A 25854-nucleotide genomic window follows, 5' to 3' on the forward strand; every position below is an offset into this window, starting at 1 on the left:
CTTCCTCCGGTTCGGGTGCGCCCCGCCGGAGTGCGACGGTCAGCGAGGAACGCGGGGCGCGGGACGATGCAGAACGGACATCACCCCACCCCCTTCCACCTCTCGGCTGACGACCCGATCGTGTCACCCGACACGGCCCGGTGACAAGGCGTGGGCGTGTGCGGGCCAGCGCGGGCGTTAAGAAGGGGCCCCTCCTCTACCGAAAACGTTAAGAAGGGCCCCCTCCTTACATCCTCACGGGGCGAGGAAGACCGCCTTCGCGCGCCAGTCGACGCCGTCGACGGCCGGGCCGCTGCGCACGGTGAACGTGGCGGTCGGGGCGCCGTCGGCCCACGCGGTGGCCGACAGGTCACCGGTGTTCCGGTTGACCTTGTAGAGGGTGTCGCCGGCGACGAAGACCGCGCCGGCGTCGGCGAGACCACCCGACCCGGACACCGTGAACCGGTCCGCGCCGACCGTGCCGCTGTCCGGGGTGAACCAGCGCCAGAACAGGCCGTTCTGCCCGGTGAGCGTGTAGTAGAGCCGCCCGCCGAGGTGGAACATCCCGGTCACGTTGGGGATCTCGGTGTAGAAGCTGCTGTTCACCCCGACGTACGTCTGTCCGGTCGGGCCGGAGTCGGTCTCCACCGTGTCCCAGTAGGCGTCGTGGTAGGGGTCGACCAGGGCGGGGGTGCCGAACGTGGTCCCGTCGAACGTCCGCCGCCACAGCGCGCCGTCCATCCCGTAGAACAGCGTGCCGCCGACCCAGAACGCTCCCTTCGCCGTCGACCAGGGGGTGTCGTCGGGGTTCGCCACCGGGCTCGCCGCGCCGACCGTGGTCGCCCCGTCGTACGACCGGGCCTGCACCTCGTCGCCGGTGCCGGGGGGCGGCGGGCCGGTCTTGACGATCTCGATGCCGTTGACCAGCGGGTTCTCCGTCACGTGGCGGAACTCCAGGTCGATGGCGCCGTCGCTGACCACGGTGAACTCCCGCATGGTGCCCACGTTGTGCCCGGGGTCGACCGCCAGGTCCAGGTCGTCGAGGACGGTGGTCCCTTCCAGCGCCACGTCGAAGACGCGCTTACCGGCGGTGGCGGTGCCGTCGTACCGGTTGGCCAGGTAGAGCCGCACCTGCACCTCGGTCCCGGTGGGCACCGGGAACTGCCAGGTCATCTCCGGCGCGCCGGCCCCGTCGTACCGTTCGGTGCTGTAGAGGGCGGCCGGCGTGCCGGTCGGCACGGTGGCGTCCACGGCGCCGACCGCGTTGAAGCTCGACGCGGAGCTGCCGCTGTTGTGGTACGGGCTGGGGTTGCCGCCGTCGTCGGCCGCCCAGTCCGGCCCGTCGGTGGCGGCCACGGCCGGGCCACCGGCGTTGATCCGGTAGAGCACGTTCGTCGGCTTGGGCACGCCGGCCTGGTAGACCGTGCCGGGCAGGGTGGCCGACGTGGTCGGGTGCGGGGCGGTGCCGCCGGCCAGCGGGAAGAACGCGATCCGCTCCCGCCGGTACTGGAAGTTGCCGATGAACGGGGTGTCCCCGCCGACCCAGAGCCCGGACGGGGTGACGAGCATCTCGGAGGCGCCGATGCCGCGCGGGTGCCGGCCCGGGTTCCAGGACAGCGGCAGGCCGGTCTGCGGGTCGAGCGCGGCGATGCTGGCCCGGCCGACCGCGCCGGCCCGGGCGTTGTCGCCGCCGGTGCTGTTGTTGAGCCAGCGGAAGTGGCCGCCGACGTAGACCGCCTGCTCGCTCACGGCGACCGACAGGAACGTGTCGCCGCCGGTGTAGTCGATCCAGGTCGGTTGCCGGTCCGCGCCGGTGGTGCCGGCCTCCCAGCGGGCCGCCGCGTCGCACAGCGTGCCGCCGTACGGCGAACCGGTGGTGACCACCACGAAGTAGCTGCTGTCCGGGGCGTACGCGATGTCCCGCATGTAGGAGTCGAACGCCTGCCACTTGCAGCGCGGCGTGTACCGGCTGGTGTTCCAGTCGGCCACGGTGGCGGCGGTGGCGCCCAGGTCGAGCTGGACGATCTGGTCGTGCAGCACCCCGTCGGCCTTCTTGAAGTTGCCGATCACGACGAGCCGCGTGCCGTCCGGGGAGGCGGCCATCTTCTCCACACCGACGCCGGCGTTGGATCCGCTGACCCCGTCGTAGTTGTGGTGTTCGGTGAGCGCCGTGGTGAGATAGTCGTCCACCGCGCCGGTGGTGGCGTTCAGCGAGGCCAGCCCGCCGCGCGGGTTGGGGTTGCCGGCGGCGGTGAAGATGCCGCCCACCAGCAGCCGGTCGCCGACCAGGGCGATGTCGTTGATCAGCCCGTTGAACGGCGGTGGCGTGAAGCCGGTGACGAGCGCACCGGTGGCGACGTCGAGCAGCGCCACCTTGCGCCGGGTCACCCCGTTGACGGTGTTGAACTTGCCGGCGACGAAGACCGTGCCGGGGGTCGGGCCGGCGACGACCGCGTACACCTCGTTGTCGACCGACGGCGCGAACGCGGTGTCGACGGTGCCGGTGGCCTTGTCGAAGGCGAGCAGGTAGTTGCGGGTGATGTCGGTGTCGGAGTCGCGGTTCTGCACCGTGCTGAACGAACCGGCCACGATGATCTTCGTGCCGGCGTCGTGGATCGCGTCGACGGTGCCGTCCGTGATGTCGGGCGAGGTGGCGGCGGGGGTGTCCCGGACCACTGTGGTGTGGTCGGGCGCGGCGCCGGCGGGCGCGGCCGGGGCCAGGCCGGCCACGGTGAGCGCGACGGCGGCGAGGGCCGCGAGGGCGCGGCGGCGCGGGGCCGAGGGGTGGGTCACGGGCAGCTCCATAGGATCGTCGGTGAGGCGTGTCGCACCGCTCACCCTGAGCCACGACCACACCGCCGTCCAGCGTGCGGCAAGCTTTCTGACCGACCACCGTGCCGCCGCGCCCGTCCACCCGCCGCGACCAGCCGGGACAGCCGGGTCGGGCCACACGATCAGGTGGCAGCGGGTGTACGCCCGGGCGGGCCCGGATCGGCGGTCAGGTGGCCGCCGGCGGGTCGGCTGACGGAAGGGTGACCGTCACCTCCAGGCCGCCACCGGGCTGGGCGACCGCCTTCACCGTGCCGCCGTGCGCGTCGCAGACCGCCCGCACGATGGACAGGCCGAGGCCGGAGCCACGCGCACCGGTGCGTTCCTGCCCGCCGCGCCGGAACGGCTCGAACAGCCCGGGCACCTCGGCCGGCGTGACCTCGAAACCGGTGTTCCCCACCACCAGCCAGGACCGCTGGCCGTCGGTGCCGGTGCGCACCCACATCCGGCCGTGCAGGTGGTTGTAGCGGACCGCGTTCTCCACCAGGTTGCCGGCCAGCCGGTCGAGCAGCCCCGGGTCGCCGACCACCGGCGCCGGGCGCAACGACGTGTGCACCTTCAGGCCGATCCGCTCCACCTCCCGGGACACCGCGGAGAGCGCGTTTGCGGTGCCCACGGCGAGGTCGCTCTCGGCGCGGCGGGCCAGCCGCCGGCCGGTCTGCGCCTCGCTGCGGGCCAGCACCAGCAGCGCGTCGACCAGGCCGTTGGCCCGCTCCGACGCCTCCCGCACCACGCCGGCCATCCGCCGGTACTCGCCGAGGTCCGCGTCGTCGTCGCTGAGCGTCACATCGATTTCGGTACGCATCACCGCGAGCGGGGTCCGCAGCTCGTGCGAGGCGTTCGCGACGAACCGCTTCTGCGCCTCGAACGCGGCGGTGATCCGGTCCAGCATCGCGTCGAACGTCTCGGCCAGCTCGGCCACCTCGTCGTCCGCACCGGACCAGCCGATCCGCTCGTCCAGCGTCGCCTCGCCGAGCCGGCGGGCGGTGGCGGTGACCTGGTGCAGCGGGCGCAGCGCGCGGCCGGCCACCAGGTACGCCCCGGCCACCCCGACGACGCTTATCGCCAGCAGCGCCAGCAGCCCCTTGAGCAGCAGCTCCCGCGAGGCGGCGTCGACGAGTTGCCGCTGCCACTGCCCGGCGTCGAGGGTCCGGCCGTCGGTGAGCACCACCGTGGTGCCGGGCAGCAGCTCGTCGGTGGGACGCAGCGCGTCCCGGACCAGCAGCCACGCCAGCAGCACCAGGATCGCCCCGGCGCCGACCAGGAGCACGCCGTTGAGCAGGGTCAGCCGCAGCCGCAGCGTCGGGCGTACCTTCCGCGCCGTCACTGACCGAACTCGATCCGGTAGCCCGCGCCGACCACCGTGTCGATCAGGGGTGGGTCGCCGAGCTTCTTGCGCAGGGTCATCACGGTGACCCGGACGATCGTGGTGAACGGGTCGGTGTTCGCGTCCCACACCCGCTCCAGCAGCTCCTCGCTCGACACCACCGCGCCGCGCGCCCGGAGCAGCTCGGCGAGCACGCCGAACTCCTTGTTGGTGAGGTCGAGCGGCGCGCCGCCCCGGGTCACCACCCGGCGGGCCGGGTCGAGTTCCAGGTCGGCCACCGCCAGCACCGGCGGCGCGGCCGGGGTGGCCCGCCGCCCCAGCGCCTGCACCCGGGCCACCAGCTCGTCGAAGGCGAACGGCTTGGCCAGGTAGTCGTCGGCGCCGAGCTGCAACCCTTCGACCCGGTCGGCGACCGTGCCGCTCGCGGTCAGCATCAGCACCCGGGTCAGCGCGCCGGAGGCGGCCAGGTCGGCGCAGATCTGGTCGCCGTGCACGCCTGGCAGGTCCCGGTCCAGGACCACCACGTCGTAGCGGGTGACGAACGCCGCCTCGTGCCCGGCGTTCCCGTCGTAGGCGACGTCCACCGCCATGCCGCGCTTGCGCAGCCCGCGCGCGATCGCGTCGGCGAGGTTGCGCTCGTCCTCGACCACAAGTACCCGCATCCCGGCCTCCCACTTGGTGACCTCCCACAACCTAGTGCCGGGGGCCAAACCGGCCGGCACCCGCCGCCGTTGCAGAAAACCTTCGGGTACGCGATGCTCGCCGGCAGCGAGCGACAACCGCCTCCGGCCACCGGCCGGGCCCGAGCGCAGGGGAGCCCCAATGACACTCGTCGACCCCGGCCGCGACGTCGCGTACCGCCGCTTCCGGTTCCCGGCGGACCGCGGCCTGGGGCGGGCCGACGGGCTCGGCGCCGGGCCGGACGGGCTGGCGCCGGACGGGACGGCCGGCCGGCCGACACACGCCGGCCCGTACGCCGGGAGCTGGACCTCCCCGGTCACACCGGTCGGCTTCGCCGCCACCGAGCTGGTGCCCTCCTGGACCGCCGACACACCGTCCGGCTCCTGGCTCCGGGTGGAGCTGCGGGGCTGCGATGCCGGTGCCGCCACCACCGGCTGGTACGACCTGGGCCGCTGGGCGGCCGACGACGGCACGGTGCGTCGCTCGTCGGTGCCCGGGCAGTCCGACGAACGGGCCCGGGTCGCCGCGGACACGCTGCGGGTGACGGGTGCGACGGTGACCGGCTGGCAGGTCCGGGTGACGCTGCTTCGCCGGCCCGACGCGCCGGCCGGCCCGACACTGCGCACGATCGGCGTGGTCGCCTCCGCCGACCCCGGTGCGGCCGGGTCGGCGGTGAGCGCGCCGGCCGGGTACGGCTTGGCGCGCGGACGGGTCCTCGACGTGCCGCGCTACGCGCAGCGACTGCACGCCGGCGGCGAGACCCGGTGGGGTGGCGGCGGCGACTCCTGGTGCAGCCCCACCTGCGTGTCGATGGTGCTCGACTTCTGGGGCGCCGGCCCCGCCCCGCACCGGTACGCCTGGGTCGACCCGCCCGGTCCCCGGCCGGCCGTGGTGCACGCCGCCCGGCACTGCTACGACCATGCGTACGCCGGCGCCGGAAACTGGCCGTTCAACACCGCGTACGCGGCGACGCACGGGGTGGACGCGTTCGTCACCCGGCTACGCTCGCTGGCCGAGGCGGAGCGCTTCGTGGCCGCCGGCATCCCGCTCGTCGTCTCGGCGGCGTTCACCCGGGGGCAGGTGCCCGGGCTGGACTACGACACCGCCGGGCATCTCATCGTGCTGGCCGGCTTCACCGGCGACGGGGACCCGGTGCTCAACGACCCGTACGCCGCCGACGACGAGCGGGTCCGCCGGACCGTGGCGCGCGCGCCGTTCGAGGCGGCCTGGCAGTCCGGCAGCGGTGGGATCGCGTACGTGCTGCGGCCGGAGTCGGTGCCGCTGCCCCCGGCGCCCGCCCAGGCCAACTGGTGATCACCGGTCGGCCGGCCAGATCGCCAACCCGCCCGCCGGGTCGAGGCAGACGAGCACCGCGCCCGGGTCGACGCACTCGTCCCAGGAGCCGGGCAGCACCGCCCGGATCCGGACCTCCCCCGCCGGCACGTCGAGCGCGCCGACAAGCGTCCGGTCGCCGGTGAGGTGACGTACCCCGAGCAGGCCACCGGGCTCGCGGTCGGTGCCGGTGAGACGCCAGCGCCCCAGCCGGGCGAGCACCCGGCCGGTCCTCGGGTCGAGCACCCACCGGTGAAGTTCCAGCCCGACGCCGGGCGTGGCCGCGATCAGCCGGCCACCGAACGGGAACAACCCGAACCAGCGCTCGTCCGCCCAGCCGGGCCGGCCGGTGGCCGGATCGAGGGCCCGCGCGCCGCCGATCTGGTCGCGCAGGCAGACCATGCCGGCGCAGTCGGTGAACCAGAGCCCGGCACGCGGCTGCACCGGCACGGTCCACCTGGCGTCCAGCCGGTCCAGCCCGTACGCGGTGACCGTGCCCGGCCCGCCCTCGACAAGCAGCAGGCCGGCCACCACCTGGGCGTACCGGTAGGAGACGCGGTCCGGCGCGGGCGGCACCCGGCCGGTGAGCACCGGCGCGCCCGAGTCCGCGTCGTGCACGGTCACCCGGCCGTCCGGGGTGACGAGCACGAACTGCGTCACGCCCCGGTCGTCCGTCCGGTAGGCCACCCCCTGGGTGGGCATCGGCAGTGACCAGCGCGCCGCCCCGGTCACCGGGTCGGCGGCCAGCAGGCTGCCACCGCCGGTGGCCCCGGGATTCTCGAACAGCAGCCCGCCGGACGCGGTGCGGACCGGGTAGCCGGACTGCTGCCAGCGCGCCGCGCCGGTCGCCGGGTCGAGCAACGTGGAGCGCGTGTCCCCGGCCCCGGCCGGGCTGCTCGTCACCAGAAGCCCGTCCCCCATGGCACCCAACCCGAGCACGTGGTCGCCGGCCGGCAGCGTGAACCGCCACAACTGCGCTCCGTCGGACAGCCGGTGCCCGGTGACCGCCCGGCCGTCGCGGCCGACCGTGCCCGGCCCGTCGGCCACCATCAACCGGCCGGCCAGCGCCACGAAGGCGGCGCCCTGCGGCGCGGGCACCCGGACCGGGACCGGCCGACGCGGTGGCGCGGACGCGCCGGCCGACATGAGCAGCACCAGGCAGCCGAGCGCCACCGCGCGGGCGGCCCGACCGGGTGGCCGTCGGGGCGGCGCGGGAGACTCGTCGTCGTCCTCCCCGTGCCGCATCTCGCCCAACTCGATCACCGGGGTCACGGCAGCCGCCGCGTCGCGAAGTCGCCGTCGGAGTCCCGGCAGACCAGAAGCGCCCGGCTGGCGGCGCAGTCCGTGCCGAACAGCACGCCCCGGACCGGCAGCAGGTCGCCCGACAGGTCCAGCTCGGCGAGGAGCAGCCGGCCGCCGCCAAGCGGCCGGGTCAGGAACAGTCGCTCGGCGGCCTCGTCCTGCGGGACGATCGCCCAGCCCTTGAGGTCGGCGACGAGCCTTCCGTCGGTCTCGTCGAGCACCGCCAGGCGGTCGCCGCCGGTGTCGCCGCCGACGGCGAGCAGGCGGCCCGCGTCGGCCGCCACCACGCCGGCCCACCGGCCGGTGGTCCAGCGCACCGCGCCGGTGGCCGGGTCGAGCGCCGTCATCCCCTCGCCGCTCTGGCCGGCGCAGAGCAACGCGCCGCACGGCTCCACGTGGCTCAGCGGCGGCAGCCGCGCGGTCCACCGGTGGAGCAGCGTGTCCATCTCGTACGCGTCGACCGCGTCGTCGCCCGCTCGGCTCTCCAGCAGCAGTTCGCCGGCGGCCATCATCTGCCGTGGCGCGGGTGGTTCCCCCGGGTGCAGGTCGCGGGCGGCCAGCCGAGCGCCCGTCGTCGCGTCGAGCACCACCGTCTCGCCGGTCTCCGGCGCCAGCAGGAGCCGGTCCAGCGCCCCGGACGAACGGAAGGCGAGCCGCAGGTCATCCGTTCCGGTCGCGGTCCACACCGTGCGGCCGTCGGCCACCGCCACCCGGCGCACCTCCCGTGGACCCGACCCGCGCGTCGGTTCGAGCATGAGCGCGTCGCCCGCCGGGTAGGCGAGCGCCGCCTGCCGCCAACTGATCCGGCCGGTGTCGGCGTCGTAGGCCGTGGTCTCCCAGGTTTCGTCGTCGCCTGTCGCTCCGGCGGCCAGCACCCGCCCGCCCATCTCCCACACCGAGACGACCTCACCCGGGCCGGGCAGCCGGCTCCGCCACCGCTCCCGGCCGCCCCGGTACGCCACGATCTCCCGCACCGCCCCGGGCCGCCAGTCGAGCGGCCGGACCACGTACACCCGGTCACCGGAGACGAATGCGACCACACCGGCGCCCCCGGGGAGCGTGCGCACGACGGGACGCGCGAGCGGCGCTCCGGCACTGAGCGTCACAAGCGCCACCAGCAACACCAACGCGGTGCGGAACGGCCGGCCCACGGCGCGCGGCGGACGCCCCGCCGTCGGCGTCGGGGCGTCGTCGCGCAGCTCGCCGAGATCGATGATCTGGGTCAGGGCAGCCTCCGCAGCGTGAAGTCGCCGCCCCGCTCCCGGCAGACCAGCAGCGTCCGCCCGGCGGTGCAGTCGGTGCCGGTCAGCACGTCCCGCGCCGCGGGCGGGCCGCCCGACAGGTCCGGCTCGGCGAGCAGCAGCCGGCCGCCGCCCAGCGGCCGGGTGAGCAGAAGCCCGTCGTCGGCCTCGCTCTGACCGAGCACCCCCCACCCGCCGAGGTCGGCGACCAGCCGCCCGTCCGCCTCGGCCAGCACCGCCAGCCGGGCGCCGCCGGCGTCCTCGGCACCGACCAGCAGGTGACCGGACTCGGCCCGGAGCACGCCCGTCCACCGCTCGACGGTCCACCGCACCGCGCCGGTGGCCGGGTCGAGCGCCCACAGCCCACCGGTCGACCGGCCGGCGCAGAGCAGGGCGCCACACCGTTCCAGGGCGCCGACCAACGGCAGTTCCGCGGTCCAGAGCGGCCGGAGCGTGTCCAGCTCGTACGCGTCGACGGCGTCACCCGCCTCCCGGATCTCCACCAGCAGCCCGGCGACGGCGGCCATCCGTCGCTGGGCCGGCGGTTGTCCCGGGCGCAGGTTGCGTGCGGCCAGCCGGGCGCCGGTCACCGCGTCCAGCACCACGGTCTCGCCGGCCGTCGACCGGAGCAGAAGTCGCTCCACCCCGGACGGGCCGTAACTGACCTGCACGTCCGCGCTCGTCGGCGCGGTCCACGTGGTGTGTCCGTCGGTCACCGCCAGCCGGCGGACCGCCCGTGGCGCCGACCCGCCGGCCGGGAACAGCAGCAGCCCGTCGCCGGCCGGGACGGCGATCCCCGGTTGCCGCCAGCGCGACGCTCCGGTGCCGGCGTCCAGGGCCACCGTCTCCCATTCCTGGTCGTCGCCGGTGCGCACGGCGGCCAGCACCCGGCCACCCGCCTGCCACACCGACATGACGTCGCCGATGCCGGGCAGCGGGCTGCGCCACAGCTCCCGGCCCACCCGGTACGCGACGAGTTCCCGCTCGGTGTCCGGCCACCCGTGCGGCGGTCGCACCACGTACACCCGGTCCTCGGAGAGGAAGGCGGTGGACCCGGGCCCGCCGGGGATCGCGCCCACCGCGGACCGGGCCGGCGGCGCTCCGGCGGCGAGCGTCACGAGCGCCACCAGCAGCGCCAACGCGGTCCGGAACGGCCGACCCACGGCGCGCGGCGGACGCGCCGCCGGACCGGGCGTCGGGGCCTCGTCGCGCAGCTCACCCAGATCGATGACGGTCACGACCACCCCTTCCCCGCGCCGCCGGACCGCCGCCCGGCCGTGACCGGACCGATGCCGGGCCGCCTGTACGATGGCCCGTCGTGGCCGTGCCCGTGGTGGACCCCTCGTTGAACCCCTCGTCCGTCGAGACGGACGCCGTCGTGGCGGATCCGCCGCGCCGGCCCCGTCGCCGGCCGGCCCGCGCCGACGTGCTGGCCATCGGAGCCTATGCGTTGCTCGGCGTTCTCGTCTGCCTCAACTACTGGGGCGACGTGCAGCACCGGGTGTCGTCGCACCTGCCGACCGACCACAGTTGGTTCGAGTGGCTGTTCGCACACGGCGCGTACTCGGTGCGCCACCTGGAGAATCCCCTGTTCACCGCCCGGCAGAACGCGCCGGACGGGGTGAACATGATGGCGAACACCTCACTGCTCGGGGTGACGCTGCCGCTGGCGCCGCTGACCATGCTGCTCGGCCCGCAGGTGATGTACGCGCTCTACCTCGGCGCGGCGTTGTCGGCGACCGCCGCCACGTCCTACTGGACGCTCTCCCGGCATCTGGTCCGGTCCCGGGGGGCGGCGTTCGTCGGGGGCGCGTTCCTCGGTTTCGCCCCCGGCATCGTGCACCACGCCAACGGGCAGCCGAACTTCGTGTCGAACTTCCTGCTGCCGCTGATCGTGTCCCGGGTGCTGCGCCTCGGCGAGCCGGGCCGCTGGCGGCGCAACGGGGTGGCGCTCGGGCTGCTGGTGGCGTACCAGATCTTCATCAACGAGGAGATGCTGCTGCTCACCGCGCTCGCGTGCCTGGTCGTCGTGGCGGCGTACGCGGTGCAACGGCCACGCGCGGCGCGGGAGCGGGCCGGCGCCTTCCTGGCCGCGATCGGGGTCGGCGGCGGGGTGGCGCTGCTGCTCGTCGCGTACCCGATCTGGTTCCAGTTCAACGGCCCGCAGTCCTACCGGGGGTTGCAGGGCGGGGTCTTCCACAACTGGGGCGAGGACCTGATGGCCTTCGTCACGTTCCCCCGGGACAGCATCGCCGGGAACGAGGCGGTGGAGAAGACGATCGGGCTGACCGAGCAGAACACCTGGTTCGGCTGGCCGCTGGTGCTGGTCGGGCTGGTCGCGCTGGCGCTGCTGGTCCGCCGGTCGGTGCCGGCCCGGATCCTGGCCGTGCTCGTGGTCCTGTTCACGATCGCCTCGATCGGGCCGGTGGTGCGCTTCGACGGCGCGGAGACCGACGTGGCCGGGCCGTGGGCGTACGTGCCGGACGACCTGCCGCTCGTCGAGATGATGATGCCGACCCGGTTGAGCCTGGTGGTGGTCGCCGCGGTCGGCGTGCTGCTGGCCCTGGCCTGGGACACGCTGTCCCGCACCGGCCGGCGGCCGGTGCCCGCCCCCCGCAGCGGCGACGACGACACCGACGCGGGCCGGACCACGGCCGGCCGGCGGCGGGCGGTGCGCCTGGTCGGGTACGCCGCGGTCGTGGCCGCCCTGCTGCCGCTGTTCCCGCGCCCGCTGCCGGCGCAGCACATCGACCCGCCGCCGCACTTCATCACCGCCGGTGGCTGGCGGCCGTACGTGCCGGCGGGCCGGACGCTGGTGCCGGTGCCGATCCCGAGCAACGTGCACGGGTTGCCGACGCTGCGCTGGAGCGCGCTGACCGGGCAGGAGTTCCCGATCCCGGCCGGCTACTTCATCGGCCCCAACGACCTGGGCGAAGGGGTCTTCGGCGCGCCGAACCGCCCGACCAGCACGCTTATCTACTCCACCATGGACGCGAACAAGGTCCCGGAGATCACCCCGGAGAACCGCCGGCAGGCCGTCGAGGACCTGCGCTTCTGGCGGGCGTCAGTGGTGGTGCTCGGCCCGAACCCGCGCGAGGCGGTGCTGCGCGACCTGATGACCGCCCTGCTCGGCCCCCCACAGCGGGTAGACGACGTCTACCTGTGGGACGTCCGCGACCGGGTGTAAGGCGGGGGCCCCGCTTAACGTTTCCGGTAGAGGCAGGGGCCCCGCTTAACAGCAAGTGTTAAGCGGGGCCCCGCCTAACACCCAAGCCGGTCGGTCAGCCCAGCAGGGGGCGGACGTCCCACAGGTACCCGCCGGCGACGTCCCGGCCGGGGCCGAGCAGCGCGTCGAGCGTGGCGCGCACCGGGTCGCCAGGTGTCGAGTCGGCCTGCACCAGCGCCGCCGCCCGCCAGTGCCGCAGGTCCGCCATGGCCTGCCGGCGTTCCACGTCGCCGATCGGCGGCACCTGACCGGTCTCCGCGGCCCGGCGCAGCAGCAGCGAGGTGGGCCGGTCCGGCGCGCCCCACCGGGCCGTCGGGTCGGTGGCCGAGCGCGGGCCGATGAAGTAGCCGCCGGGCGCGTCGAAGGCCAGCCCGGTGCGCGCCGACCAGAACATGGCCGGGCTCTTCGCCGCGCCGGTGACCGGCGGCACCGGCACCAGCGTCCGGCCCGGCGGGACGTACGCCCGCCAGCCGCCGCCGCTCACCACCGCCGGCACCGGCGGGACCGGCACGGTGCGGATCGGGGTCGGGGTCAGCGGCAGCAGCGCGGCGGTGACCGCGCCGGCCCACGGTGCCCAGCGGCGGACGTCGCCGCCGGAGACCCGGTCCACGGCCAGCGCCAGCAGCACCCCGAGCACCGGTACGCAGACGAGCGCGAACCGCGCCGGCACCACCAGGTCGAGCAGCGGCACGTCGGCGAGCAGCCGGTACGGGCCGGGCAGCCCGGTGTCGCGCCGGTTCACCACCACCGTGGCGCCGAGCGACAGCGACGCGAACAGCAGCCCGCACGCGGCGAGCGCGCGCACCAGGGGTCGCCGCCACAGCCGCACCACCACGACCAGCGCCAGCAGCGGCAGGATCGGCCCGAAGAACGAGTTCTGCTCGGTGGGGTTCGGCGAGAGCAGCCCGGCGCGGTGACCGTCCCCGGCGACGGTCTGCCGGGCGGCGGCGGTGAACGAGGCCAGGTCCAACCGGTAGCCGACGGTGTGGAACGGCATCCCGGTGTAGTGGCCGGGCCCGACGAACTGGAACCACAGCGGGTACGCCAGCAGCACGCCGGCGACGAGCGCGCCGAGTCCGGCCCGGCGCGCCACCGCGGGGGCCAGCCGGCGCGCGGCGGGCCGGTCGGCGAGCGCGTACGCCCCGGCCAGCACCCCGGCGGCGAGGGCCGTGAAGACGAGCACCTCCTCGCCGAGGAACACCTGGTACGCGACCACGAGTCCGAGCAGCACGCCGTCGCGACGGACCCGGTCGGTGGCCGGGCGGAACAGCAGCGCGAGGATCACCGGCACCAGGAACTGGGCGGCCATGTGCAGGTGCGCCCCGGCCTGCGCCACCATGCCGGGGGCGAAGCCGCAGCAGAGTCCGCCGACCGCGGCGGCGGCCCGGGAGCGGACCAGTCGGCGGGCCAGCAGCGCGTACCAGGCGGTGGCGGTGCCGGCGAGGCTGAGCGCCACGGCGACCAGGAACGCCGCCTGGGAGCCGAACGCCACGGTGACCGGGGTGAGCGGCACGCCCAGCCCGAGCACCGACGTGTTGGCCATCAGGTTCACCCCGTCCGGGGCGTTGAGCGCGGCGCTGTGCAGCGGGTTCCCGCCGTCGGTGACCGTGCGTGCGGCCCGGGCCAGCATCCACTCGAACAGCATCTGGTCGCCGGCCTGGTGGAACAGCCGCTCCGGCCGGCGCCACTGGTCGGCGGTGAGCAGCACGGCCAGCGCGAGGTAGCCGGCCACCACGAGCGCGTCCACCGGCCGGGGCCGCCACCGACGCGGGGGCGTGGCCCCGGGGCGGTCCGCCGCGGTCAGGCGGACCGGTCGGTAAGTGTCCGTACGTCCCACACCCACACGTCCAGCTCCTGCCGGCCGGGTCCGACCAGTTGCTCCACGGTCCGGCGCAGCGGCTCGGCGTTCTGTTCGTCCAGCGGCAGCACCACCACTGCCGCGTTCCAGTGCCGCAGCTCGTCCAGGAAGCGGCGACGCTGCCGGTCGTCCAACTTCGGCGTACGCCCGGTGGACGCCACGTCGGCCAGCAGCTCGCCGATGCCGCTGCGCCGGCCGCCGAAGCGCCCCGGGTCGCCGGTGACGCCGTTGCGCGGGGCGAGGAAGTAGCCGCCGGGGATCTTGAAGTCGAGGCCGGTGCTTGCCGCCCACCGCATCGGGTCGGTGTTGCCCATCGCCGGCACCGGCACGGACACCAACGTCTGGTCCGGGCCGACGTACTGCCGCCACCGGTCGGCGGTGATGAACTCCGGCACCGGCGGCCGGGTGGTCACCCGCAGTGGCATCGGCGCGATCGGCAGCAGCGCGAAGACCAGGCCCGCGGCGGTCAACGTCCGCGCCGTGCGCCGCTCCACGCCGTGCAACACCCAGGCCCGACGCACCGCGTACGCCAGCAGCACCGCGACCGTCACGCTGGTGATCAGGCCGAACCGGGTCGGCACCACGGCGTCGAGCAGCGGCAGCCGCACCAGCAGGTCCCACGGCCCGGTGATCAGGTCCCGGTCCCACCAGGAGATCCGCTCACCGAGGGAGAGCACGGCGAAGAACAGCCCGGTGGCGGCGAGCGCCCGGACCATCACGTCCCGGCGCAGCCAGATGACGATGCCCACGGCCAGCAGTGACAGGCTCCAGCCGAAGAAGGCGTTCTCCTCGGAGTAGTTCGGCGCGAGGTTGACGTTTGCCCGCTCGTTGCCGCCGAACGTGGGCGACCCGGGGGCGAAGAACGCGGCGATGTCGTTGCCGTAGTCGCGGACCGCGTCGCTGAGCCCGTGGTACGCCATCGGCCCGGCGAACTGCACCCAGAGCGGGTACGCCAGCAGCGCGCCGGTCAGCACCGCGCAGACCGCCAGCCCGACGCCGAGCGGTCGGCGGGCGACCGCCCACCGCTCGCGCTGCTGCACCAGCACGGCGAGCAGGAACACCCCGAGCGCCATCGCGGTGAAGAGCAGGATCTCCTCGTTGATGAACGCCTGCACGGTGACCAGCAGGGCGAGCAGCGCGCCGTCGCGTACCGGGCGGGTCGACCGGGTCAGCACCAGCACCCGCCAGACGATGAACGGCAGCAGGAACTGGCTGATGATGTTCGGGTGCCAGTTGGCGTGCGACAGCATCGCCGGGGAGAAGCCGCAGAACCACGCGCCGACCGCGGCGGCCGGGCGGTGCCGGACGAGGTGCCGGGAGAGCACCCGGTACCAGGCCGCGGCGGTGCCGGCCAGGCCGAGCGTGACGAGCGCGACGAAGGAGACCGCCGGTCCGAACAGGAGGGTCACCGGCACCATCGGAATGCCGAGCGCCAGGATGGCGGTGTTCGCCATCAGGTTGACCCCGTCGGGATAGTTGAACTGCTCGGTGTAGAACGGGAACTCGCCGTGCAGCACCACCCGCACCGAGTGGGCCAGGAAGAACTGCACCTGCGCCGGGTCGCTGCTGTAGAGCGCGGCCACCCGGCCGGCCGGGTCGGCCCAGATGCCGCTCGTCACCCAGATCGCGGCGAGCAGGAATCCGGCGTACACGACGAGGTCGATGCGGCGACGCGTCCACCGCCACCGCCAGCGGCGCCCGGCCGGCGCGGCGTCCTCGGTCCCCGCTGCGGCGTCCTTGACGGCCCGGACGGTGTCCTCGGCGGCCGGGGCCGGGGCGGTGCCCTCGGCCGCCGGCACGGCGGCCGGGGCGCTTGCCCCGGTGGCCTGGACCATGTCCTCGGTGGCCGGAGCGGATGCGTCGGCGGCGGGGGTCGGCGAGGGTTCGGGCCGGGTGACCTGTGGTGAGCCTTCGGTGACGGAGCGAGAGCCCGTCGGGGCGTCGGCGGCCGGCGTCGAGGCGCGGGTCTCGGCAGGCATCACAGTCGGCGGAGTCTACCGGAGCCGGATATTGATACCCGAATCGCGCGTCACGTTCCGCGACGGCCGCTCGGCCCAACCGGTGAGCCGGGCGCGGCCGAAAGACCGACCGTCTCGTACCATGTGGGCTTCCGACCGACGACCGGCGAGGGGATCAGTGTGGCTTCAGCCCGCCGAGGCGCGGTGACGGGCACCGCGCTGGCCGCCCTACTGCTGGTCACTGTCGGTTGCGGACCGGTCGCGGAACGGCAGTCGGCGGGCCTGCGGGTCGGCTACGACAGCCTGGACGGCGCGCTCCCGGTCTGGCCGCCGCGCGGCAGCCTGGCCCGTGACGCCGCCGTGACCGCCGCGATCACCGACGCGGTACGCGACTGGCGCTCCCCGGTGGACGACCGTGTCCACCTGCCCTCGTCCGGGATCCTCTTCTCCGGCCAGGTCGGCGACGCCCCGCTGGCGCTCGTGGCCGCCGACGTGCCCGGCGAGGCCGCCTCCTGGCTGCTGCAACTCGACCGGGACGGGCAGCGGTGGCGGGTGGCGCACGCCACCGAGTACACCGACCCCGGCTACCTGGTCTACTCCGACGTGTTGCCGGTGCGGGAGCCCACCGGCCGGCGCTATCTCACCTCCGCCCGGGTGGAACGCCTGCTCGGCCCCGACGGCGGCACGGTGGCCAGCACCGACGGCGTCACCGAGCCGGTCGCCGTGCCGGCCTGCCAGGCCGTCGAGCTGACCGCGACGCTGCGGCCCACGCCGTCGCTGCCGCGCGGCCGGGCCGCCGACCGCGTCCTCGACCTGGGTACGGCCACCGGGGCCCCCCGCTATCCGCTGGTACGCGACGAGACCGGCGCCGGCCGGCGCGCCCTGACCGGCCTGGACACCTGCGTCCTGGCCGGGGAGCGGGGCCCCTTCGGCAGCCTGCCGCGCCGCATCGGCGACCGCGAGGCGCCCCGCTCCGCGCCCGAGTCCTGGCCGATGGCGAAGATCGCCACCCGATCGCTCGGCGAGGTGGCGCTCGGCGGCGGCGAGCCGGGCGAGTTGGAGCAGCTCACCTGGGAAACGGCCACCGGCACCATGACCGCCGTGCTCTACCGCCCGGCCGGCGGCGGCACCCCGGTGGTCTCCCCCGCCGACCGGTCCACCACGCTCCAGGCATACCACCTGCCGGTGCCGGGGCAACCGCTCGCGGTGCTGACCTGGCGGACCCGGGACGCCTCCTTCGCCGCCCCGCCCGGCACCACCCGCCTGGTCGACCGTCCGGGCCTGGTGGTGGTCGAGCAGACCGACGCCAAGCAGACGTTCAGCCTGGCCGGCACCGAGAAGACCTGGTACCGCTCCCTGACTCCCCCAACCTGACCCCGCCCTCCGCCGGTCCCGCCCCAGTCAGACCTTGACGGGTGACATCGACGCCAACAGCCGAGATCTTGGAGGGAAATGGCCCCTGGCTTGGAGTCAAGGGGTGGTTGCATCGGTGCTGGTGAGGAATTTTTGGAGTTTCTCTGCGGGGGTGCGCCAGTTGAGGGTTTGGCGGGGGCGGTTGTTCATCTGGATGGCGGTGGTGTCGAGGTCGTGTTGGTTGATGGTGCGGAAGTCGAAGTGGCCTTTGGGGTAGTACTGGCGTAGCAGGCCGTTGGTGTTTTCGTTGGTGCCGCGTTGCCAGGGGCTGTGCGGGTCGCAGAAGAACACGGGGCAGTTGGTGGCCAGGGTGAACGTGGCGTGTTGGGCCATTTCGGCGCCTTGGTCCCAGGTCAGTGAGCGGCGCAGGATGGTCGGTAGTCGGCTCATGGCGGTGGTGAGTTGGCTGACGACGTGGGCGCTGACGCGGCTGTCGGGCAGGGCGACCAGGATCAGGAACCGGGTGGCGCGTTCGACCAGGGTCGCCACCGCGGAGGTGCCGTTACGGCCGATGACCAGGTCGCCTTCCCAGTGCCCGGGTACCGCCCGGTCGATGGCCTCGGCGGGACGCGCGCTGATGTTCAACCCCAGCCAGGGCCGCTGCGATCGGATCGCGGCGCCGGCGGCGGGCCGGCGCTGCCGGGTGGCGCGTCCGGACCGTAGCGCGACCTGCCGCGTCAACTCGGCCCGCAGGTTTCCCCGGGCTTGCAGGTAGATGGCCTGGTAGATGGTCTCGTGGGACACGTGCATCTCCGGTCGGTTCGGGAAGTCGGCGCGCAGCCGCACCGCGATCTGCCGCGGCGAGTGCCGCTCGGCCAACCGGGCCAGCACGACCTCCCGTAACGGCCCAGGCCGCGCCAGACACCCCGCACGACGTCGTGGCCGCCGAGCCGCCGACACCCGCTCCGCGCGCACCGCCCGATACGCCATCTCCGGCCGACCGTAGACGACCGCGTGGGCGTGCAACGAGTTACGCCGTACCTCCCGCGACACCGTCGACGGCTGACGACCCAACCGTCGACCGATCCCGGCCATCGACTCACCCCGAGCCAACCCGACCGCGATCTCCTCACGCTCACCCAACGACAACCGCGCAGCCATCACACCACCCCACCAAGATCACCGGAAACGATGCAACCAACTATTGACCCCGCCTGGAGGGGCACTAAGCTTCCAAGATCTTGCCGCTCCCGGAATGCGAGAAGAAGAGCCCGCCATGTGGGAGCGGCGCGATGGGTGGGACGGCCTGGATGTCAGCGGGTCGCGACCGTCCACGACGGCGCGCCGCACGTGCTTGTGCGGCGCGCCGATGGCCGCCGTCCAGCCGTCCCGTAACCGGATCAGTTCTGCGCGCGGGCCCCGTCGGTGGCCGGATCGACCGGGGCGGCGTCCAGGCCGGAGATCCAGCCGGTGACGTCGCGGGCCACGTCCTGTGCGGTCAGTCCCAGGTCGGCGAGGATCTGCGCGCGGGTGCCGTGCGGGTGCCAGTCGGCCGGTACGCCGAGGTCCCGGACCGGCACCCGGACGTCGGCGTCGCGCATCGCCTGGGCCAGCGCGGAGCCGACGCCGCCGACCCGGACGCCGTCCTCGACGGTGACCACGAGCCGGTGCCCGGCGGCCAGTTCGACCAGCTCGGCCGGGATCGGCCGGACCCAGCGCGGGTCGACCACGGTGACGCCGTAGCCCTGCTCGGCGACCCGGGCGGCGACCTCCATGCCGAGGCCGGCGAAGGAGCCGACCGCGACCAGCAGCACGTCGGTACGCGCGGACTCGGCGAGCACGTCGACCGGGCCGACCCGGCGCACGGCCGGCAGGTCGGCGGCGACGGTGCCGCTCGGGAAACGCAGGATGGTCGGGCCGTCGTCGACGGCGATCGCCTCGCGCAACTCCTCGCGCACCGTGGCCGAGTCGCGGGGCGCGGCGATCCGCAGGCCCGGCACCACGCCGAAGACCGACATGTCCCAGATGCCGTAGTGGCTGGGCCCGTCGGGGCCGGTGATGCCGGCGCGGTCCAGCACGAACGTGACCGGCAGCTTGTGCATCGCCACGTCCAGCAGGACCTGGTCGAAGGCGCGGTTGAGGAACGTGGCGTAGACGGCGACCACCGGGTGCAGGCCGCCCATGGCCAGGCCGGCGGCGGAGGTGGCCGCGTGCTGCTCGGCGATGCCCACGTCGTAGACCCGCTCTGGATGCTTGCGGGCCAGCGTGGCGATGCCGGTGGGCCCGGCCATCGCGGCGGTGATGCCGACCACGTCGGGACGCTCGTCGGCGATCCGGACCAGCTCGTCGGCGAAGACGTGGGTCCACTTCACTGACGGCGCGGCGACCAGTTGGCCGGTCTCCACGTCGAAGGCGCCACCGGGGCCGTGCAGGCAGTCCGCCTCGTCGTCCTCGGCGGGACGGTAGCCGTAGCCCTTGCGGGTGACCGCGTGCACGATCACCGGGCCGCCGAAGTTCTTCGCCGCGCGCAGCGCCGCCTCGACCGCGGGCACGTCGTGGCCGTCGACCGGGCCCACATATTTGATGCCCAGGTCCTCGAACATGGCCTGCGGGGCGACCGCGTCCTTGATGCCCTTCTTGACCGCGTGCAGCACCTCGAACATCGGCTTGCCGACGAACGGGGTGTTGCCGAGCGCGTCCTTGACGGTGTCGAGCACCTTCTCGTAGCCGGGGTTGAGCCGCAGCGACGACAGGTGGTCGGCGAGACCGCCGATGGTGGGCGAGTAGGACCGGCCGTTGTCGTTGACCACGATGACCAGCGGGTTGCCGGCGGTGGCGATGTTGTTCAGCGCCTCCCAGCACATGCCGCCGGTGAGCGCGCCGTCGCCGACCACGGCCACCACGGACCGCTTCTCGCCGCGCAGCGCATACGCCTTGGCCAGGCCGTCGGCGTAGGACAGCGCGGTGGAGGCGTGCGAGTTCTCAATCAGGTCGTGCTCGCTCTCCGCCTGGTTGGGGTAGCCGGAGAGACCACCGCGCTGGCGGAGCTTGTCGAAGCCCTCCTGCCGGCCGGTGAGGATCTTGTGTACGTACGCCTGGTGACCGGTGTCGAAGAGGAGCCGGTCGCGCGGGGAGTCGAACACCCGGTGCATGGCCAGCGTGAGCTCGACGACGCCCAGGTTGGGGCCGATGTGCCCGCCGGTGCGGGAGACCTTCGCGATCAGGAAGTCACGGATCTCGGCGGCGAGGATGTCCAGCTGCTCGGCGGTCATCCGCTTCACGTCCTGCGGCCCACGGACGGTGCCCAGCAGCCGACCGTGGTTGGCCGTGCCCTCTTCAACACTCATGACCGGAGAGTCTATCGGCCGTGGCACAGTCCGCAGCCGAGCCGTGGCTCAGGACGCCACCACCAGCCGGCGCGGCGGCGTCGGTGTCGACGCCTTGAACGGCGGCCCGGACGGGGTCCAGGAGCCGAGCACGGCGGGCCGGGACGCGCCGGTCACCGAGGGCACCGCCCCGGGCAGCCCGTGCCAGCTCAGCCAGCCCAGCAGCGCGAACGCGTACGCCTCCTTGGCCTGGGCCGGCACGCCCAGCTCGTCGGTGACGCGCAGCCGCCAGCGCCCCGCCCCGAGCGCGGCCAGCCGTGTCCGAAGTGTGGGATTCCGCACTCCCCCACCGGCGGCCACCACCTCGGTGACCCGGTGCCGGTCGCAGGCGTCGGCGACCGTGCGGGCGGTCAGCTCGGTGAGCGTGGCCAGCACGTCGTCGGCGGTCACCGGCTCGCCGACGCCGGCCAGCGCGGCGTCCAGGTAGCCGCCGTGGAACAGCTCCTTGCCCGTCGACTTGGGCGGCGGCGCGGCGTAGTAGGGCTCGGCGAGCAGCCGGGCCAGCAGCGCCCCGTGCACCCGGCCGGCCGCGGCCCGCGCCCCGTCGACGTCGCACGGCCGGCCCAGGAAACGCCGGGCGGCGGCGTCCAGCAGCGCGTTGGCCGGGCCCACGTCGTACCCGAGGACCGGCGCCCCGGGCGCGACCACGGTGAGGTTCGCGATGCCGCCCAGGTTCAGCGCGGCGCGCGGGGAGGTGCCGGCGTCCAGCAGCAGCGCGTCGAACGCCGGGACCAGCGGCGCGCCCTGCCCGCCGGCCGCCACGTCCGCGGAGCGCAGGTCGTGCAGCACCGGTACGCCCACCCGCGCGGCCACCCGGGCCGGCGCGCCGAGCTGGAGGGTGCCCCGCGCCCGGCCGCCCTCGACCCAGTGGAAGACGGTCTGCCCGGGCGAGACGACCGCGTCGGCCGCGCCGCCGGCCAGCTCGACGCCGAGCGCCGCCGCCTCGGCGAACACCTCGCCGAGCCGGTTGTCCAGCCGGCAGACCGCCTCGATCGTGGTGGCCGCCGGCGGCAGCAGCGCCTCGATCTCGCCCCGCAGGTCGTCCGGGTAGGCGAGCTCGCGGTGCCCGAGCGCCCGCAACCGCAACGTCTCCCCGTCGAGGCGGAACTCCCCCGCGACGACGTCGACGCCGTCACACGACGTCCCCGACATCAACCCGACGATGCGCAAGGAGGGGCCCCCTTTTAACGTTTCCGGTAGCGGAAGGGCCCCTTCTTAACACGCCGGGGGCAGGAACAGGCCGACCAGCTCGACGTGCTGGGTCATCGGGAACAGGTCGAATCCGCGCAACTCGGTCAGCCGCCAGCCCGCCTCGGCGAACGTGCGCACGTCCCGGGCGAACGCGGCCGGGTCGCAGGCCACGTACGCGACGGCCCGTGGCCCGGCGGCCACCACACCGCGTACCACCGCCGCGCCCGCGCCGGAGCGCGGCGGGTCGAGCACCACCAGGTCGACCGGGCCGGTGATCCGGCGGCGGGCCAGCGCGGTCTCCACCCGCGCCGCGACCACCTCGACGCCGGCCAGGTCGGCCAGGTTCGTCCGGGCCGCGGCCACCCCGTCCGGGGCCGACTCGACCACCGTCAGCCGGGCCCCGTCGACCCGGCCGGCGAGCGCGGCGGCGAACAGCCCGGCCCCGCCGTACAGATCCCAGGCGGTCTCGCCGGGCCGCGGGTCGAGCAGGTCGAGCACGGCGCCGACCAGGGCGTCCGCGGCGGCCGGGTGCACCTGCCAGAAACCGGACGCGGGCAGCGTGAACGACCGCCCGGCCGCCGCCTCCCGGACCCGCTCCGGCCCGCGCACGGCGGTGGCGACCCCGTCGGCGTACGCGACGACGGCGACGTCCCCGCCGCTGCTGGCGACCGCCTCCACCGCGTCGGCGTCCGGCCAGCGCGCCCCGGTGGGCGGCAGCACCGGCAGCTCCTGGATCGCCGGGTGGGCGATCAGGCAGCGGTCGATCGGCACCACCTCGTGCGAGCGGTGCTTGAGCAGCCCGGCCCGGCCGGTGGCGTCGACCGCGTAACGGACCCGGGAGCGCCAGCCCAGCGGCCCGCCGGGCAACGCCTCGACCCGGACGCCGAGCGCGTCCACCGCCGCGTCGGTGAGGCCGCCGAGCCGGATGAGCTGCTCGCGCACCACCGCGACCTTCCAGTCGAGCTGGGCGGCCGGGGCGACGTGCTGGAGGTCGCAGCCGCCACAGGCGCCCGGCCGGGCGTACGGGCAGGGCGGGGTGACCCGGTCCGGCGCGGCGGTGACGATCTCCACCGCGTCGGCCCGGGCGAAGCCCCGGTGCAGCTCGGTCACCTCGGCCACCACCCGCTCGCCTGGTAGCGCGTGCCGGACGAAGACCACCTGGCCGCCGACCCGGGCCACGCAGTGCCCGCCGGGGGCGACCGCGTCGACGGTCAGCTCGACCCGCTCGGCCTCCTCCAGCCCGGGACGTGGATCCGCGGTCACAGCGTCTCCTTTCGTTCGCGACTGCGGGGCTCGCAAAACCGGCTCACTCCTCGCGCTCACGGCCGGTCTCCCGGCTCGCCGGGAGGCGTGGCGTCGACCGGCGGCGGCAGGGTGCTCTGCGGCGCCACCCGGGGGCCACGGGCCGGACCGCGGCTCAGCGTGGCGTCGAGGCGGTCCAGGTTCTTGCTGGCGGTGGACGCGAGCTGCCACGGCACGCTCGTCACCATCACCCCCGGCTCGAACAGCAGCCGGCCCTTGAGCCGCAGCGCGCTCTGGTTGTGCAGCAGGTTCTCCCACCAGCGGCCCACCACGTACTCGGGGATGAAGACGGTGACCACGTCGCGCGGTGAGTCACGGCGGACCGAGGCGACGAAGTTGAGGATCGGCCGGGTGATCTCCCGGTACGGGGAGTCGATCACGGTCAGCGGCACCGGCAGCTCCCGCCGCTCCCAGTCGGCCTGGAGGTCCCGGGTGTCCTGCTCGTCCACGTTGACGGTGACCGCGGTGAGCGTGTCCGGCCGGGTGGCCCGGGCGTACGCGACGGCCCGCAGCGTGGGCTTGTGCAGCTTGCTGACCAGCACGATGGCGTGGTTACGGGCGGGCAGCACGGCCCGCTGCTCGGTCGGCTCCAGCTCGGCGGCGATCCGGTCGTAGTGGCGGCGGATGCCGAGCATGACCACGTACATCACCGCCATGGCGACGATCGCGATCCAGGCGCCGAGCAGGAACTTGGTGACCAACACGATGATCAGCACCACGCCGGTCATGGCCATGCCGAACGCGTTGATCGCCCGGGAGCGGACCATCCGCCGCCGGGCCTCCGGGTCGCGCTCGGTGCGCAGGTGCCGGTTCCAGTGCCGGATCATGCCGGCCTGGGAGAGCGTGAACGAGACGAACACGCCGACGATGTAGAGCTGGATGAGCCGGGTCACCTCGGCCTGGAAGCCGACGATCAGCACCACCGCGGAGACCGCGAGGAAGACGATGCCGTTGGAGAACGCCAGCCGGTCGCCCCGGGTGTGCAGTTGCCGGGGCAGGTAGCGGTCCTGCGCCAGGATCGAGCCGAGCACCGGGAAGCCGTTGAACGCGGTGTTCGCGGCCAGGAACAGGATCAGCGCGGTCATCCCGGCCACCACGTAGAGCAGCACCGAGCCGCCGCCGAACACGGTCTCGCCGAGCTGCGCGGTGACCGTCTTCTGCACGTACCCGTCCGGGCCGGAGACGATCTGGCTCGGGCTCTCGACGAACTGCAGGCCGGTCCAGCGGGCCAGCAGGATGATGCCGACCAGCATGCTGACCGCGATGGTGCCGAGCAGCAACAGCGTGGTCGCCGCGTTCTTCGACTTCGGGGTCTTGAACGCCGGCACCCCGTTGGAGATCGCCTCCACGCCGGTGAGCGCGGCGCAGCCGGAGGAGAACGTGCGCAGCAGCAGGAAGATCAGCGCGAACCCGGTCACGCTGTGCTCGGCGTGGATCTCCAGGCCGGCGCTGGGGGCGCGCAGGTCGTCGCCGAGCACGAAGATCCGCACGAACCCGGTCAGCAGCATGCCGCCGATGACGATGACGAACCCGTAGGTGGGGATGGCGAACGCGGTGCCCGACTCGCGCAGGCCGCGCAGGTTCATCGCGGTGAGCAGCACCACCGCGCTCACCGCGATGAGCACCTTGTGGGTGGCCACGAACGGCACCACCGAGCCGAGGTTCGCCACCCCGGAGGAGACCGACACCGCCACGGTGAGCACGTAGTCGACGAGTAGCGCGCTGGCGACCGCGAGGCCGGCCCGCGGCCCCAGGTTGACGGTGGCGACCTCGTAGTCGCCGCCGCCGGAGGGGTAGGCGTGCACGTTCTGCCGGTAGCTCGCCACCACGGTCAGCATCACCACGACGACGGCGAGGGCGATCCACGGCGAGAAGAAGAACGCCGAGGCGCCGGCGATGGAGAGCGTCAGCAGGATCTCGTCCGGCGCGTAGGCCACGGACGACAGCGCGTCGGAGGCGAAGACCGGCAGCGCGATGCGTTTCGGCAGCAACGTGTGCTGGAGGCGGTCGGACCGGAACGGTCGACCGAGGAGGAGTCGCTTCAGCAGCGAGGTGGGGCTGGCCACAACCGACAAGCGTACGGCCACCGCAGGCGGGACGGTGGGGTGGCTGATCACCCCCGCGCGCGCCCGCACGGTACGGTCGGTGCCCCGTCGGGGGCGGGGACGTGGCAGGCTCGCAGACGACGGGTCGGCGGGCGGCACCGTGGGAGGAGCGGACACCGTGCATGTCGTGATCATGGGCTGTGGCCGGGTCGGGTCGACCCTCGCGCAGAGCCTGGAGTCCCGGGGGCACTCGGTGGCGGTGATCGACCAGGACGCGGACGCGTTCCGCCGCCTCGGGCCCGACTTCGCCGGCATCACGGTCACCGGCGCCGGCTTCGACGGCGAGGTGCTGCGCGAGGCCGGCATCGAGCGGGCCGACGCGTTCGCCGCGGTCTCCAGCGGCGACAACTCCAACATCATCTCGGCCCGGCTGGCCCGGGAGACGTTCGGCGTGTCCCGGGTCGCGGCCCGCATCTACGACCAGCGGCGCGCCCAGGTCTACGAGCGCCTCGGCATCCCGACCGTGGCGACCGTCAGGTGGACCGCCGACCGGATGCTGCGCCACCTGGTCCCCGAGGGCAACGTGGAGATCTTCCGGGACCTCACCAGCACGGTGTCGATCATCGAGGTGCCGGTGCACAAGGACTGGATCGGCCAGCCGTTGCGGCTGCTGGAGGAGTCCGCCGGCGCCCGGGTGGCCTACCTGACCCGGTTCGGGATCGGCACCCTGCCCACCGCCTCCACCGTGGTGCAGGAGGGCGACCAGGTCTTCATGCTGGTGACCGACGACATCGTCGCCTCGGTCACGTCGGTGGCGGCGGCGCCGCCGGAAGGGGGGCTCTGA

The 25854-nt window shown here is 74.3% G+C and carries 17 protein-coding genes; 4 read left to right on the plus strand and 13 right to left on the minus strand.

Annotated elements, in window-relative coordinates; all coding sequences use genetic code 11:
• Positions 1–234: 234 nt before the first annotated feature.
• The 3 genes from O7602_RS20545 to O7602_RS20555 all read right to left on the minus strand — a co-directional run bounded on the left by O7602_RS20545 (position 235) and on the right by O7602_RS20555 (position 4797).
• Complete coding sequence (locus O7602_RS20545) at positions 235–2772, minus strand: malectin domain-containing carbohydrate-binding protein (protein ID WP_281584254.1); 2538 nt, start codon at positions 2770–2772, stop codon at positions 235–237.
• A 205-nt stretch (positions 2773–2977) separates the two neighbouring features.
• Complete coding sequence (locus O7602_RS20550; RefSeq protein ID WP_281584255.1) at positions 2978–4135, minus strand: HAMP domain-containing sensor histidine kinase; 1158 nt, start codon at positions 4133–4135, stop codon at positions 2978–2980.
• Complete coding sequence (locus O7602_RS20555) at positions 4132–4797, minus strand: response regulator transcription factor (protein ID WP_281584256.1); 666 nt, start codon at positions 4795–4797, stop codon at positions 4132–4134. The genes O7602_RS20550 and O7602_RS20555 overlap by 4 nt, the downstream gene beginning before the upstream one ends.
• A 160-nt stretch (positions 4798–4957) precedes the next feature.
• Between O7602_RS20555 and O7602_RS20560 the strand changes: the two genes are divergently transcribed.
• Positions 4958–6130: a C39 family peptidase gene (locus O7602_RS20560; protein ID WP_281584257.1), complete on the plus strand. Its 1173-nt coding sequence runs from the start codon at positions 4958–4960 to the stop codon at positions 6128–6130.
• On the opposite strand, the gene O7602_RS20565 is transcribed toward O7602_RS20560, so the two are convergent.
• The 3 genes from O7602_RS20565 to O7602_RS20575 form a co-directional block, all read right to left on the minus strand.
• A complete protein-coding gene (locus O7602_RS20565) occupies positions 6131–7420 on the minus strand; it encodes a PQQ-binding-like beta-propeller repeat protein (protein ID WP_281584258.1) in 1290 nt (429 codons plus the stop codon).
• Positions 7417–8601, minus strand: a complete 1185-nt coding sequence (locus O7602_RS20570; protein ID WP_281584259.1) for a PQQ-binding-like beta-propeller repeat protein — start codon at positions 8599–8601, stop codon at positions 7417–7419. The genes O7602_RS20565 and O7602_RS20570 overlap by 4 nt, the downstream gene beginning before the upstream one ends.
• 71 nt (positions 8602–8672) lie before the next feature.
• Complete coding sequence (locus O7602_RS20575; RefSeq protein WP_281584260.1) at positions 8673–9929, minus strand: PQQ-binding-like beta-propeller repeat protein; 1257 nt, start codon at positions 9927–9929, stop codon at positions 8673–8675.
• 140 nt (positions 9930–10069) lie between these two features.
• Here O7602_RS20575 and O7602_RS20580 point away from each other — a divergent pair, with 140 nt between their 5' ends.
• Positions 10070–11878, plus strand: a complete 1809-nt coding sequence (locus O7602_RS20580) for a hypothetical protein (protein ID WP_281590431.1) — start codon at positions 10070–10072, stop codon at positions 11876–11878.
• A gap of 94 nt (positions 11879–11972) precedes the next feature.
• Here the strand turns inward: O7602_RS20580 and O7602_RS20585 are convergent, their stop codons facing one another.
• Together O7602_RS20585 and O7602_RS20590 are read right to left on the minus strand one after the other, a co-directional pair.
• Entirely contained in the window at positions 11973–13760 is a 1788-nt protein-coding gene (locus O7602_RS20585) for a hypothetical protein (protein ID WP_348651291.1), read from the minus strand.
• Positions 13718–15754 (minus strand): hypothetical protein, encoded by a 2037-nt coding sequence (locus tag O7602_RS20590; RefSeq protein WP_281584262.1) that lies wholly within the window; start codon positions 15752–15754, stop codon positions 13718–13720. Before O7602_RS20590 ends, O7602_RS20585 begins: the two co-directional genes overlap by 43 nt.
• A gap of 159 nt (positions 15755–15913) precedes the next feature.
• Here O7602_RS20590 and O7602_RS20595 point away from each other — a divergent pair, with 159 nt between their 5' ends.
• Positions 15914–17107 carry a hypothetical protein gene (locus O7602_RS20595; protein WP_281584263.1) on the plus strand — a complete coding sequence of 398 codons (1194 nt, stop codon included), beginning with the start codon at positions 15914–15916 and terminating at the stop codon, positions 17105–17107.
• Between the two features lie 96 nt (positions 17108–17203).
• Here O7602_RS20595 and O7602_RS20600 read toward each other — a convergent pair whose 3' ends face one another.
• The 5 genes from O7602_RS20600 to O7602_RS20620 all read right to left on the minus strand — a co-directional run bounded on the left by O7602_RS20600 (position 17204) and on the right by O7602_RS20620 (position 25031).
• Positions 17204–18247: an IS30 family transposase gene (locus O7602_RS20600; protein ID WP_281584264.1), complete on the minus strand. Its 1044-nt coding sequence runs from the start codon at positions 18245–18247 to the stop codon at positions 17204–17206.
• A 239-nt stretch (positions 18248–18486) separates the two neighbouring features.
• Complete coding sequence (dxs, locus tag O7602_RS20605) at positions 18487–20433, minus strand: 1-deoxy-D-xylulose-5-phosphate synthase (protein ID WP_281584265.1); 1947 nt, start codon at positions 20431–20433, stop codon at positions 18487–18489.
• A gap of 48 nt (positions 20434–20481) precedes the next feature.
• Complete coding sequence (locus O7602_RS20610) at positions 20482–21624, minus strand: anhydro-N-acetylmuramic acid kinase (RefSeq protein WP_281584266.1); 1143 nt, start codon at positions 21622–21624, stop codon at positions 20482–20484.
• A 63-nt stretch (positions 21625–21687) separates the two neighbouring features.
• Entirely contained in the window at positions 21688–22926 is a 1239-nt protein-coding gene (locus tag O7602_RS20615; RefSeq protein ID WP_281584267.1) for a TRAM domain-containing protein, read from the minus strand.
• 56 nt (positions 22927–22982) lie between these two features.
• Complete coding sequence (locus O7602_RS20620) at positions 22983–25031, minus strand: APC family permease (protein WP_281584268.1); 2049 nt, start codon at positions 25029–25031, stop codon at positions 22983–22985.
• A 157-nt stretch (positions 25032–25188) separates the two neighbouring features.
• Between O7602_RS20620 and O7602_RS20625 the strand changes: the two genes are divergently transcribed.
• The gene (locus tag O7602_RS20625) at positions 25189–25854 is read left to right on the plus strand and encodes a TrkA family potassium uptake protein (protein WP_281584269.1); all 666 of its coding nucleotides are present in this window, start codon (positions 25189–25191) and stop codon (positions 25852–25854) included.

Origin of the sequence: Micromonospora sp. WMMD1128 (genome assembly GCF_027497235.1) — a bacterium.
GTDB lineage: Bacteria > Actinomycetota > Actinomycetes > Mycobacteriales > Micromonosporaceae > Micromonospora.

Excerpts from the sequence above, each read along its gene's own strand:
- O7602_RS20555 (WP_281584256.1), bottom strand. The coding sequence starts at position 4,797 with ATGCGGGTACTTGTGGTCGAGGACGAGCGCAACCTCGCCGACGCGATC.
- O7602_RS20560 (WP_281584257.1), top strand. The coding sequence starts at position 4,958 with ATGACACTCGTCGACCCCGGCCGCGACGTCGCGTACCGCCGCTTCCGG.
- O7602_RS20590 (WP_281584262.1), bottom strand. The coding sequence starts at position 15,754 with ATGCCTGCCGAGACCCGCGCCTCGACGCCGGCCGCCGACGCCCCGACG.
- O7602_RS20600 (WP_281584264.1), bottom strand. The coding sequence starts at position 18,247 with ATGGCTGCGCGGTTGTCGTTGGGTGAGCGTGAGGAGATCGCGGTCGGG.
- dxs (WP_281584265.1), bottom strand. The coding sequence starts at position 20,433 with ATGAGTGTTGAAGAGGGCACGGCCAACCACGGTCGGCTGCTGGGCACC.
- O7602_RS20610 (WP_281584266.1), bottom strand. The coding sequence starts at position 21,624 with ATGTCGGGGACGTCGTGTGACGGCGTCGACGTCGTCGCGGGGGAGTTC.